This window comes from Burkholderia sp. L27(2015) (assembly GCF_009765705.1).
GTDB lineage: Bacteria > Pseudomonadota > Gammaproteobacteria > Burkholderiales > Burkholderiaceae > LMUX01.
Genome location: NZ_LMUX01000015.1, coordinates 94,652 through 105,674 on the forward strand (window position 1 = coordinate 94,652; position 11,023 = coordinate 105,674).

13 protein-coding genes and 1 pseudogene are annotated in these 11,023 nt (G+C 58.0%); 8 read left to right on the top strand and 6 right to left on the bottom strand.

Annotation, left to right across the window (positions count from 1 at the left end; genetic code table 11):
- Window positions 1-29: 29 nt before the first annotated feature.
- Window positions 30-479, bottom strand: a complete 450-nt coding sequence (locus GSQ77_RS29925; protein WP_367889653.1) for an SRPBCC family protein — start codon at window positions 477-479, stop codon at window positions 30-32.
- 93 nt (window positions 480-572) lie between these two features.
- Between GSQ77_RS29925 and GSQ77_RS07890 the strand changes: the two genes are divergently transcribed.
- Window positions 573-1,217 carry an alanyl-tRNA editing protein gene (locus tag GSQ77_RS07890; RefSeq protein ID WP_158900800.1) on the top strand — a complete coding sequence of 215 codons (645 nt, stop codon included), beginning with the start codon at window positions 573-575 and terminating at the stop codon, window positions 1,215-1,217.
- Between the two features lie 57 nt (window positions 1,218-1,274).
- Here the strand turns inward: GSQ77_RS07890 and GSQ77_RS07895 are convergent, their stop codons facing one another.
- On the bottom strand, window positions 1,275-2,252 hold the full coding sequence (locus GSQ77_RS07895) for an SDR family NAD(P)-dependent oxidoreductase (protein WP_158900802.1): 978 nt from the start codon (window positions 2,250-2,252) through the stop codon (window positions 1,275-1,277).
- 123 nt (window positions 2,253-2,375) lie between these two features.
- Here GSQ77_RS07895 and GSQ77_RS07900 point away from each other — a divergent pair, with 123 nt between their 5' ends.
- The 5 genes from GSQ77_RS07900 (at window position 2,376) to GSQ77_RS07920 (ending at window position 6,208) form a co-directional block, all read left to right on the top strand.
- A complete protein-coding gene (locus tag GSQ77_RS07900; protein WP_158900804.1) occupies window positions 2,376-2,954 on the top strand; it encodes a TetR/AcrR family transcriptional regulator in 579 nt (192 codons plus the stop codon).
- A gap of 192 nt (window positions 2,955-3,146) precedes the next feature.
- Entirely contained in the window at window positions 3,147-3,698 is a 552-nt protein-coding gene (locus tag GSQ77_RS07905; RefSeq protein ID WP_158900806.1) for a DUF4863 family protein, read from the top strand.
- Between the two features lie 190 nt (window positions 3,699-3,888).
- Window positions 3,889-4,191, top strand: coding sequence for a type II toxin-antitoxin system Phd/YefM family antitoxin (locus GSQ77_RS07910; RefSeq protein ID WP_158900808.1), 303 nt, complete (start codon window positions 3,889-3,891; stop codon window positions 4,189-4,191).
- A 5-nt stretch (window positions 4,192-4,196) separates the two neighbouring features.
- Window positions 4,197-4,583, top strand: coding sequence for a type II toxin-antitoxin system RelE/ParE family toxin (locus tag GSQ77_RS07915; protein WP_158900810.1), 387 nt, complete (start codon window positions 4,197-4,199; stop codon window positions 4,581-4,583).
- A gap of 263 nt (window positions 4,584-4,846) precedes the next feature.
- The gene (locus tag GSQ77_RS07920; RefSeq protein ID WP_216854865.1) at window positions 4,847-6,208 is read left to right on the top strand and encodes a CynX/NimT family MFS transporter; all 1,362 of its coding nucleotides are present in this window, start codon (window positions 4,847-4,849) and stop codon (window positions 6,206-6,208) included.
- Window positions 6,209-6,282: 74 nt separating this feature from the next.
- Here the strand turns inward: GSQ77_RS07920 and fumC are convergent, their stop codons facing one another.
- Complete coding sequence (gene fumC / locus GSQ77_RS07925; protein WP_158900812.1) at window positions 6,283-7,686, bottom strand: class II fumarate hydratase; 1,404 nt, start codon at window positions 7,684-7,686, stop codon at window positions 6,283-6,285.
- A 274-nt stretch (window positions 7,687-7,960) separates the two neighbouring features.
- Between fumC and GSQ77_RS07930 the strand changes: the two genes are divergently transcribed.
- The gene (locus tag GSQ77_RS07930; protein WP_158900815.1) at window positions 7,961-8,749 is read left to right on the top strand and encodes an SDR family NAD(P)-dependent oxidoreductase; all 789 of its coding nucleotides are present in this window, start codon (window positions 7,961-7,963) and stop codon (window positions 8,747-8,749) included.
- A 26-nt stretch (window positions 8,750-8,775) separates the two neighbouring features.
- On the opposite strand, the gene GSQ77_RS29930 is transcribed toward GSQ77_RS07930, so the two are convergent.
- The 3 genes from GSQ77_RS29930 to GSQ77_RS07945 are packed head-to-tail and all read right to left on the bottom strand — an operon-like array spanning window position 8,776 to window position 10,419.
- Window positions 8,776-8,856, bottom strand: a complete 81-nt coding sequence (locus tag GSQ77_RS29930; RefSeq protein ID WP_367889654.1) for a hypothetical protein — start codon at window positions 8,854-8,856, stop codon at window positions 8,776-8,778.
- 37 nt (window positions 8,857-8,893) lie between these two features.
- Complete coding sequence (locus tag GSQ77_RS07940; protein WP_158900817.1) at window positions 8,894-10,120, bottom strand: glycosyltransferase family 87 protein; 1,227 nt, start codon at window positions 10,118-10,120, stop codon at window positions 8,894-8,896.
- 11 nt (window positions 10,121-10,131) lie between these two features.
- Entirely contained in the window at window positions 10,132-10,419 is a 288-nt protein-coding gene (locus tag GSQ77_RS07945; protein ID WP_158900819.1) for a DUF1330 domain-containing protein, read from the bottom strand.
- Window positions 10,420-10,804: 385 nt separating this feature from the next.
- On the opposite strand from GSQ77_RS07945, the pseudogene GSQ77_RS07950 reads away from it, so the two are divergent.
- Window positions 10,805-11,023: pseudogene (locus tag GSQ77_RS07950) on the top strand (epoxide hydrolase N-terminal domain-containing protein); the annotation flags it as partial.

Below are 11,023 nucleotides of genomic sequence, written 5' to 3' on the forward strand. Positions count from 1 at the left end.
GTAAGGCGTTGTCTTCTTCGATCAGACACTTAGGCGCCGCGTGGCTCATCCTCAGCAAAGGCCTTTAAGCACTTCATCATCCGCTCATTTTCGATACGGAATGCACGAACTATCAGGGGGGCAGCAAATCGCACCGGTCCAACTGGGGTGAGTTGCAAGGCACGAAGCACGTGAACGGAATTGTTGCTCGTAGGTGTGAGGGTATGTGAAAGGCGGATGCCGACAACACCTAAAGCTCGTGGCTTCATGGTCATCGGTTGTTCGAACGAGAGACGTGTCGGAACCACGGACTCGGTAACCTTGCCATTGCGCACGCCCAACGGACCCGGCTCGGTGTAGGTGGTGCCTACACCTATCAGACCTTCCGATATCTCAATTGTGCCCTTGAACGCAGTCGACCTCGGAAGCCAACGATCGTAATCGCGCAGTTCTGCGAGAAGCGAGAAGACTCGCTCAGCGCTAGCTCGTATGTCCGTCACGATAATGGTTGGTTCCGCAATTCTGTACAAGTCTGCAGGAGGCGGCCATCGGTATAATTTCGTGACTCCCTATCCTTTTCATCCAAACGAACCATGACGCAGAAAGTGTTCTGGAGCGCCCCGTACCAGACTGAACTCGATACCGTGGTGACTCAGGTCGTGGGCGACCAGGTACAGGTCGAAAAGACGATATTCTTCGCCTTTTCTGGCGGCCAGGAAAGTGACTCAGGCACGCTGGGCGGTCACCCGGTGCGCCTTGCAGAAAAGCAGGGCCTGGATATCACTTACACATTGCCACCCGAACACAATCTCAAGGTCGCAGACCAAGTAACGTTGCGCATAGACTGGGATAGGCGCTATCGGCTAATGCGACTCCACTTCGCCGCGGAGATGGTCCTTCAATTGGTGTACCAACATCGACCCGGGATAGAAAGGATCGGCGCGCACATATCGCAAGACAAAGCGCGCATCGACTTCGCCAGTGAGGTTAGCCTGGCTCCCTTGCTTCCCACCATCGAACAGGAAGCGGCACGTTTGACGAAGAGCGATCTTCCGATTATCACGGCGTTCAGCGACGAGCAAGCCGAGCGCAGGTACTGGGAGGTCGACGGTTTCGCCCGAATGGCATGTGGTGGTACTCATCCACGCACGACCGCCGAGATCGGTCTATTGAAGCTCAAGCGTAAAAATACCGGCAAGGGAAAAGAGCGCATCGAAGTTACGCTGCTCCAGCCGTGACAAAGGAATGACCCAATGCACGACGGAAAAACGATCCAACGCGCTCGAGGTGCCGTGTCAGAACGATTCACCCACCATCTCTTCACTCTTGCGCCACAACGCGTCAGCGCTTGCAGCGTCAAGCGCGTAGCGTCGAACGCCTTCGCTGACGGGCGTAATGACCACATCGTCGGCAACGACTTCGCTCACATGGCAGTTCTCGCAATACCGACCGCCAATATCTTCGGCTGACGCCACCACTGCGGCCCATACCGAAGTCGCCGCGCCCTGCGGGATGGTCTTGAACTGGAATGGCTCTTTTCCCTGTGCGGCAAGCTCGCAGTTGATCCTTCCGAGAAGCTCCGTCATCTGGCCTTGATCCATGTGACGGGCCAGTTCTGTCTGTATCCCGCCGGGATGAACCGCGGCGGCGCGCACGCCGCGCGCCCGATGTCGCTGATCGAAAGCAACCGCAAAAAGGATATTCGCGGTCTTGGAGCGCCCATATGCAAAGAACGGCTCGTAAGGCGTACGCTCAAAGCCGGGGTCGTCGAGGTCCACGTCCGCGAAACGATGCCCCGACGACGCCAGCGCGATCACTCGACCGCCAGACGAAATCAGCGATGCCAGACGATTCACGAGCACAAAATGCCCCAGGTGATTCGTGCCGAATTGCGTCTCGAATCCGTCTGCTGTTTTGCCGAAGGGCGTGGCCATCACGCCCGCATTCGCAATGATGACGTCTAGCGGCTGGCCTTGCTCTTGCAACTGGTCGGCGCAAGCCCGCACGCTCGCGAGGCTGGCCAGATCGAGTGAAATCAAGTCGATGCTGCCTCCTGCCGCGGCGGCATCGCGCCGCGCTTCAGCAATTGCCCCCTTGGCTTTCTCCAGGTCTCTGGCCGCGCCAATCACGCTCGCCCCGCGCGCGGCGAGCGAGCGCGCTGTCTCCACACCCAGTCCCGCAGAAACGCCGGTTACAAGAATTCGCTTGCCGCGAAGATCAACGCCTGAGAGCACATTGTCCGTAGTAGAAGTCGCACCAAATTTCTCAGTCATTTTCGCCGCTCCATCATAATAAAGTTGACGTCATTCCCAGCCTCGGATAAAACGGAGTTTCCCTCCGCTTTTTTATATACTAAACGGAGTATGTCTCCGTTTGCAAGCATTCAAGACAGGAAAATGAACCAGTCCGCGCCAAAAGAACGAAAACCCAGGGCCGATGCGCTGCGCAATCGCGAGCGCATCCTCGAAGAAGCGAAAAGGGCATTCACACGGGGGGGAGGCGACATCAGCCTTGAGGACGTGGCCCGCCAAGCGGGTGTCGGCCCCGGCACGCTCTACCGGCACTTTCCCACTCGCGACGCGCTACTGGAGAGCGTCTATCGTGCCGAGGTGGCGAAGCTCGCGCAGGAGGAGCGGCGATTGTCCGATTCGCTCGCCGCGCCTGATGCGTTGCGGACCTGGATGTTGCTGTTTATCGACTACATCGCTACGAAGAAAATCATCGCGCCGGCCTTGAATTCAATCGTGGGAGGACCGACGAAACTGTTCGAATCGTCCGGTGCCCAGATCAAGGACGCCATCCAGTCGCTCGTTACGCGCGCCATTGCCAGTGGCGACATCCGCGCCGATCTGGAGCCACTGGATCTGCTTCGTGCTCTCGTCGGCGTTTCGAATGTCGCGTCGGCGCCGGAGTGGCAGCAAAGTGCAAAAAGGCTGGTTGACATACTATTGCTCGGCTCGCGGCCGTCGCAGTAGTTTGCGTAAGCCGACTCGTCGTGCATGATGTTGCAGACGCGCACCCCGAAACTTCGCTGTAAAAGGGATAGCACTCTAGACGCGATGGCCAAAAATGAGCGGGAAATGTCCCAGAACTGTCGCAGATCGAACGTCAGTGAGAACCCGTAACGCGTAAGCTGCGGATGACGTTTAATCCAAGGACGAAGTGGAATGTCGCAGACCCGATTCACAAGTAGCAAAGACGAACTTGTCGCCTGTTTTATCCCCTTCCTGCAAGAGATCAAGGACATGACCGCGGGCACCGAGGTCGAGCAATGGCTGAATACGAAATATGGCATTGCAAGCGAGTTGTACAAGGACCTGTCGCGACGGATCAGCCTCGGCGTTAAGGAGGGCTGGGCGGCCGACGCCGAAATCGCTGGCCCGCGTTATCGTCGCTCACAACTGATCGTGCCCTGCGCGGAGACGTTCTTCTTCAGCGCCACAGCGGTGCTGATGGACAGCACCGATAACGCCCAGAACAACCCCGAAGGCAGCTTCCGTGGCGGCCCTCACTCGCACCCGTATGGCGAGTTCAATTTGGTGGTGCCGCTCAATGAAGGCGCTGCGCTTGCAGGCCCGAACGGCTGGTATTCTGGCGGTTGGACGGCCCCGGCACCGGGCAGCCACCACTTTCCAGAAGTCAAGGGCGGCGCTGTCATCTCGCTTACTTTTCTGCCCGCAGGGCGGATTGCGTTCGACGTCAAACCGCCCCAGAATTGAAGCACCCTCGAGGCCTACTATTTCAAGGAGTTGAAGCCGCCCTGACGTTATACCGTCGCGGCAGGTCACTTCGGTTCCCGCGTAACTGATCCAGCATCTCGTCCACTCCGTGTGCAAATGGACTATCCCCTAGCCTCGGCAAGACGACGTATAATGTACGTTATCTTGTACGATATTTAGGGGTGGCGTGATGGCATTCTCAGCAAGCGATGTTGTTCCCCTCTCGCAGGCCCGTGCCACGCTCTCCGATCTGGCAGACCAAGTGAAAGCGGGTGCCGAAAAGATCATCACCAAGAATGGCGAAAGCTACGTTGCCATCATCGACGCCCAACGGCTGGACTACTACCATCAGTTGGAGTGCGAACACATTCACCTGCTCATGATCGACGACGCCAGCAAAGGCTTGGACGACGTGATTGCTGGCAAGGTTAAAGATGCACAAAGCGCCCTGAGCGCTATGAAGCGCCGCCGTACCGCGAAAGTGCGGGGCTGAGGCTGGTGGCAGGCAAATACCACGTCAAGCTGACAGCCAACTTCGAGCGCAACCTTGAAGAGGTCGAGGCGTTCCTGCTTGAGGCCGTTGCCGCGCAGGGATTCGATGTGCTACTGGACGAGCTGCTGGAAACCGTCATCCCGAATCTGGAACGCTTCCCCGACATGGGGCGGCTGTTCTTCGACCAGCCAATACGTTCCGTAGAAGTCAGCAATGGTATCGACAGCCTGAAACGCAAGCTCAAGGCCATCGGCAATGGTGGCGAGGTGCGAGAGTACGTCTTGTCGTATTACCTGCTGCTCTATGCGCGATTCGACGCAACGATTTACCTGTTGTCGATTCGACACCATCGGCAACTGTCATTCGATTTTCAGTCGCTGTGGCGAGCGTAGGTGCACCGGCTGTTGGAACATAGCGAATGCGGTGCCGTTCGCAAGGCTCGCCCGGCGGCAAGACACGCGTTTTCACTTGATTCGTGAAATTGCGGTGCTCCGCGATGGCCAGAAAGTAACGGATATGCCGAAGCGGCATCGATGTTCGCGGCTATTGGTGTTGTCTATGGAAAAGATAGCAAACGAGTCTTGGACGCTATGGTTTGATCAGCGCATTCTTCGCCCATCGGTTCCCGATTTAACAGTTTCGAGCGAGAATTCCAATGAAAAATACCAGCGCGATGACTAAGCGTCGCGGCGATGTCTACGACGTCGTCGCGATGGGTAGTTCCATGACAGAGGTTCGTGATGTCAAAGCGACTCACGAGAAATCGGCTGATGCGAAAAAAGCAGCCTGGCTCGTTGTTGCGATGGTCGTCATCGCGATGGCGCTTCGGCCTGGCATCGCGTCGATTGGTCCGGTCCTGCCGCTCATCAGTCGAGAGTTTTCCCTTTCGCATGCGACGGCGTCGTTGCTGACCACCATCCCGAGTCTGCTGATGGGGCTGTTGGCGCTGCCGACCCCGTGGCTGGCGCGGCGATTCGGAAGAAATGGCGTGTTGCTTGCGTCTCTCGTGCTGTTGTTTGTTTCGATGGTGGCACGCACATTCGTATCGGACGTCGCGATGCTGCTGCTGACTACAGCAGGCGTGGGAGCCGGAATCGCGATATCGGGAACGTTGTTCGCCGGCGTTATCAAGGCCAGGTTCCCGACGAAGGTCGCGATGATGATGAGCATCTATGCGACCGCGCTCGCGGGTAGTACCACGATCTCCGCCGCGGCGACTGGGCCGATTGCCGCGTTTGCTCGCGCGAACGGATCAAACGGATGGCGGGTTGGAACCGGCATCTGGAGTCCTGTCGCGCTGATTGCGATTGTCGCGGCGCTTGCAATCCTCGTGTGGGAAAGGCGCGAGCTCGCAACGGCTACAGCCAAGGCCGTAGGGTCTGCGCGATTACCGTTGATGAACCGCACAGCGTGGCTGGTGGCATTGTTTTTCGCTTGCGACAATTTCTTGTTCTTCGCGTTGTTGGCCTGGACTTCACCGATGTATCGGGAGTATGGCTTGTCCGCGTCATCGGCAGGTCTCGTGCTTGCAACGTACACGGTGGCATTCACGGTTGGGATTCCCGTGTTCGGCTTCTTGAGCCGGGTACATGACCGTCGTAGATGGCTTGCGGTTTGTGCGGCGCTCTCAGTAGCAGGAACTCTGGGGATGGCATTGGCGCCATTGCTCATGCCCCACGGTTGGATAGCCATTGCTGCGTTTGGTGTGGGCGGTGGGTTCACACTCGGGATGACCTTGCCACTCGATAGCGCCCGTAACGCGGACGAAGCCAACACGTGGAATGCCTTCGTGATGACCGTCGGCTATCTGCTTGCCGCCGCCGGGCCTTTGCTGGTCGGTTTGCTGCGAGATGCCACCGGCGCTTTTGCGGTTCCAAGTTGGCTTTTGTTTGTCGTTGCGCTTGGAATGCTCGTTTTGACACCGTTCCTCGCTCCGCGTAAGCACGAGGCGATTGGCGAAAGCCGCGGCAGCGACGGCAGAAGCATGAATCTCACGACCAGCGATAAACGACAGTAACCGGCCGGCTAGGGGCCGGAGTTTACCGTGGCGCGGGGTGTCGACTTCATACATCCCGACTTTTTGTCTCACCGTCAATCGGTCGCAACGTACGGTTTCACCATCTTGGCGGGATCGACGACACGATCGAACTCGGCCTCCGTGACAAAGCCGAGTTGCAGTGCCGCCGCCTTCAGAGTGAGATCGTGGTCCATCGCGTGATGTGCGATCTTCGATGCCTTGTCGTAGCCGATCACGGGCGCCAGCGCGGTGACAAGCATCAGCGATCGATCGACATACTCTTTGATCTTCTTGAGGTTCGGCCGCGTGCCCTCGACCAGAAAGCGCCGGAAATTCGTGCAGCCGTCGGTCATCAGCGTGATCGAATGGGTCAGGTTGAAGATGATCAGCGGTTTGTAGACGTTCATCTCCAGATAACCGCTGGCTCCGCCGAAGCCCACCGCGACATCGTTGGCCATCACCTGCACGGCGAGCATCGTCAGTGCCTCGGCCTGGGTCGGGTTGACCTTGCCGGGCATGATGGATGAGCCCGGCTCGTTTTCGGGGATCAACAATTCCGCGAATCCCGCCCGTGGGCCGCACGACATCAACCTTATGTCGTTGCCGATCTTGTAGAGCGACACCGCCAAGGTGCGGAAGGTGCCGGAAAGCTGCACCAGTGCGTCGTGCGATCCCTGCACGGTGAATTTGTTCGGTGCGCTGACAAACGGCAGCCCGCTGAGCTTCGCGATTTCCGCGGCTGCCGCTTCGGCGAAGCCCGGCGCGGCATTGATGCCGGTGCCGACGGCGGTGCCGCCCAACGCCAACCGGTAAACGCCTTTGAGCGCGTCATCCACGCGCTCCAGTGAGTCCGCGAGCACGCCCGCATAACCCGACCACTCCTGGCCCAATGTAAGCGGGGTCGCGTCCTGCATGTGGGTACGCCCGATCTTGACGATCCCATCCCATTCCGCGGCCTTGTTCGCGATGGCATCATGCAACGCGCTGACCGCCGGCACCAGGCGTTGAATCGTGTTGGTTGCGGCAGCGATGTACATGGCCGTTGGGAACGAATCGTTCGACGATTGCGACATGTTGACGTGATCGTTCGGATGAACCGGGCTCTTGCTGCCAAGCGGCGTGCCGGCGATCTGACAACAGCGGTTGGAAATTACCTCGTTCACGTTCATGTTGAACTGGGTACCGCTGCCGGTCATCCAGACATGCAACGGGAACATATCGTGATGCTGGCCCGCCAGGATCTCGTCGCAAACCTGCACGATCAATGCGTGCGGTTGATTCTCGAGGCGCTTGCCCGCGTGGTTGGCATGGGCCGCCGCCTTCTTGAGGAGGGCGTAGGCCGTGATCATTTCCCGCGGGATCAGGTCGTGGCCGATACTGAAATGCTCCAACGAGCGCTGCGTCTGCGCGCCCCAAAGCTTGTCGGCGGGAACACTGACCTCTCCGAGGCTATCGGCCTCCGTGCGTACGTTGCTCATGATGTCCTTCCTTGAACGTTGAGGTTGTCGTTGCGCCGTTGCGTGCGAGGCACTTCGGCGGGTTGTCCGACGTTCTTCATCAGCGCGTTGAAGGCGATGCCAGACTGTGCCGGAGCACAGATTTGCTAGTCAGATCGTTGCCATCGGCCCAATATAGTCGGGATCCCGCCCACGCTGTTTCAGTTAAGCACTACATTTTTCTAAATGCACGGTTTGTTTAATCGATAGGTGAGTCCGGGCTATCTTTGAATTGGCAATGACTAGGAGTTTGACCATGGACTATCAGATTGCAGACAAGCTGGCGCTGGTCAGCGGATCAACAAAAGGGATCGGTTTCGCTATCGTAATTGGCCTTGCGCGGGAAGGTGCGCAAGTGATTGTCAACGGACGATCCGAGGCTTCGGTCGCAACCGCCCTTGAGCGGTTGAAGACTGTAGTGCCTCACGCCAAAGCCGTCGGCTTTGCGGGAGATCTCGCCGATCCCAAGCAAATCGCGGTGTTGGTGAAGCGCCATCCGGACATCGACATTCTCGTGAATAACCTCGGCATCTTTGATCCCAAGCCCTTCGAATCGATTCCGGACGAGGATTGGCAGCGCTTCTTCGATATCAATGTGATGTCGGGCGTGCGGCTATCACGCGCCTATTTGCCCGGGATGAAGCAACGGAACTGGGGGCGGGTAGTATTCATCAGCAGCGAGAGCGGGATCCAGATTCCCGTTGAGATGATCCACTACGGGATGACCAAGACCGCTCAACTTGCGATCTCGCGGGGGCTCGCGGAGACGTGTGCCGGGACTGGGGTCACCGTCAACGCTGTGCTGCCGGGGCCCACAAGCTCGGAAGGGGTCAACGAATTCGTGGAGAAGTTGTCGGGAGGTCAGTCACTCCATGATTTCGAGGTGAAATTTTTTCAAGAGGCGCGGCCGAGTTCGCTGATCAAGCGATTCGCGACGCCGGACGAGGTCGCAAACCTCGTGACGTATGTTTGCTCCGGTTTGTCGTCCGCGACGACGGGTGCAGCGCTTCGCGTCGACGGAGGCGTGGTGCGTGCCGCGTTTTAGCGTGGCTGCGGGCACCGTGCGCCGGCCTACCGCGTCGGAAACTGGAGGGTCACGAGGCGTGGATAGGGCCACTCGCCTTTGATGACTTTCGTGTTTCCGCCGCGCACGAGAAAGCGTCTCCCGTGCTGCTCCAGTCTCTCGCTGTCAATTCGGTAGTCGTGAAGCGCAACCTGGAACGATACGGCTGCGTCTGATCAGCACCACCATGAGTGCCAGAATCACAATAAGCATAGCTGGACCCATCGTAGAAAACACCATGGGCGCAAGCCACGCCGCGATCAGGACCGGAACATCCCCTCTCAGCCAGCCATGGCGACGCCCATCGACGATCAGGAACAAAATGGGCAACGCAAGCCACACGAGATCGTAGCCAAGCAAGTAGGGCTGTGCAAGGATGGTCGCCACTCCGATGGCAGCGGCACGCAATTCAAGCCGTGCCTTGATGACGCAAAGGTAGGAAGCTAACAGCACTGCCGGCACGGCAAAAGCGGCGTGTATCAAATAGGCCACTGCTGGACTCAGTCCCAAGCTCCGCGCACCTCCGAATGCAGAGGCTATGCCTCCGGGCCAATGCGCCGAGCGCTCAACGACAAAACGCCCAAACAAGGACAAGCTATCAAAAAATTTTCCGAATGTTTCGAATCCGAACACGGTACTCGCAGTTAGGCAGAGCACAGCAACTGTGATAGTAGCCGCCGCAATGACTCGCCATTGCCGGCCCAAAAGCAGCACAAGCGGAAACACAATGCCAAATTGCGGTTTGATGGCAAGCAGTCCGATACACACGCCGGCGAGCCACGGCCGCCTGTCAAGCAAAGTCAGGCCAAGGCCGGCAAGGCCGAGAGTCAAGAACGAATTTTGCCCCGCCATTACGGCGATCCAGACACTCGGAAACGCAAGCGCCGGCACCCAGAAGGCACAGGTTAATTTCTGCATCAAAATCCGCGAGCACGCGTATCCCGCGAACGCGACGCCAATGACGACAAAAGCCAGATACGATGGGAGAAAAGGCCATAACGATAACGGCCAAACCAGCAGCAGGAACGTTGGCGGGTAAACCCAAGGGGCGCCGAATGCGGAGGGGGGACGGTGCAGAAGCGAGAACACCACGCGCTCGATAAGCGACGGGTCGTACGCGCTAAGCGCACCACTGTGCATCGTCACGTAGGAGGCGCTCCAGAACACGGCGAAATCATAACCGAGCGCCGCAGCCGGTAAATGAGACACATAGGCAGCCCAGATCCGGGCACCCAGAAATGCCAAATCCACGGCAAGGAGGAGCGCTGCGTACAGCACAACCCTTTCACGAGTGAGCCAGTGCTGCCCGGTCAAGCGCGCCGGTTTGGAAGTATATTCAGGTGACGCGGGCATCGGCACGAAGCTCAGATTCCGTCGACGACGATGAGGTTGCTTTTGCAGCCTTGCAGTCGTAGCGGCAGTATCGCCTGATACTCGGGCGAGCTATACCATGTATCGACGGCCTCTCGCGTCGGAAACTCGAGGATCACGAGGCGCGGATATGGCCACTCACCTTCGACGACTTTCATGTTGCCGCCGCGCACGAGAAAGCGCCCCCCATGCTGCTCCAGTATCGGCATGACCTTCTCGCGGTACTGGCTAAACTTGGTTTCGTCCTCGACAATTTCCTGAACCACCACGTATGCGACCATTGCTGTCTCCTTGATTGATTGACTGGTTGGGTCGGGTGCGACCTTGAGTTGATAATCGTACGAATCGGCACTATGCGCACGCGATTGCGCGACGCGATCGCACCGGCTTAGTGGCGATTGATTCGCTTGCTTGTACATCGCAATATTACGGGCAGAACGGCTTTTCTGTCCGGTGACCTTATTTTTGTCTCATAGCGTATCGGCGAGCCGTGTAGATACATTGCGATACGAATCTCCGTGGCGGCGGCGTACTATCTGACGGATGCGATTAAAGCGTGTGCGATGTTTATCGCTTGCGCGGATTCGCTAAAAGTCAGTGATCGAACGTCCAAACAGGAGAAAGTGAACAACAATGGCAAACGCTAAAACATTTGTGGACAGACGCATGTTTGTCACCTCAGCATTGGCTGGGGCCATGGCAAGTTTCCTGCCCGTATCCGTGCGAGCCGAAGCGGTGGAATCAGGCGCAGCTCAAGCACCCAAGGAAGGGCAGTGGGTGGGAGACGCATCGATACGTCCATTCCATTTCCACGCGTCAGATAAGGTGCTCGCCGACCTGCATCGGCGGATTTTGGCGACCCGATGGCCGAGCCGGGAGCTGGTG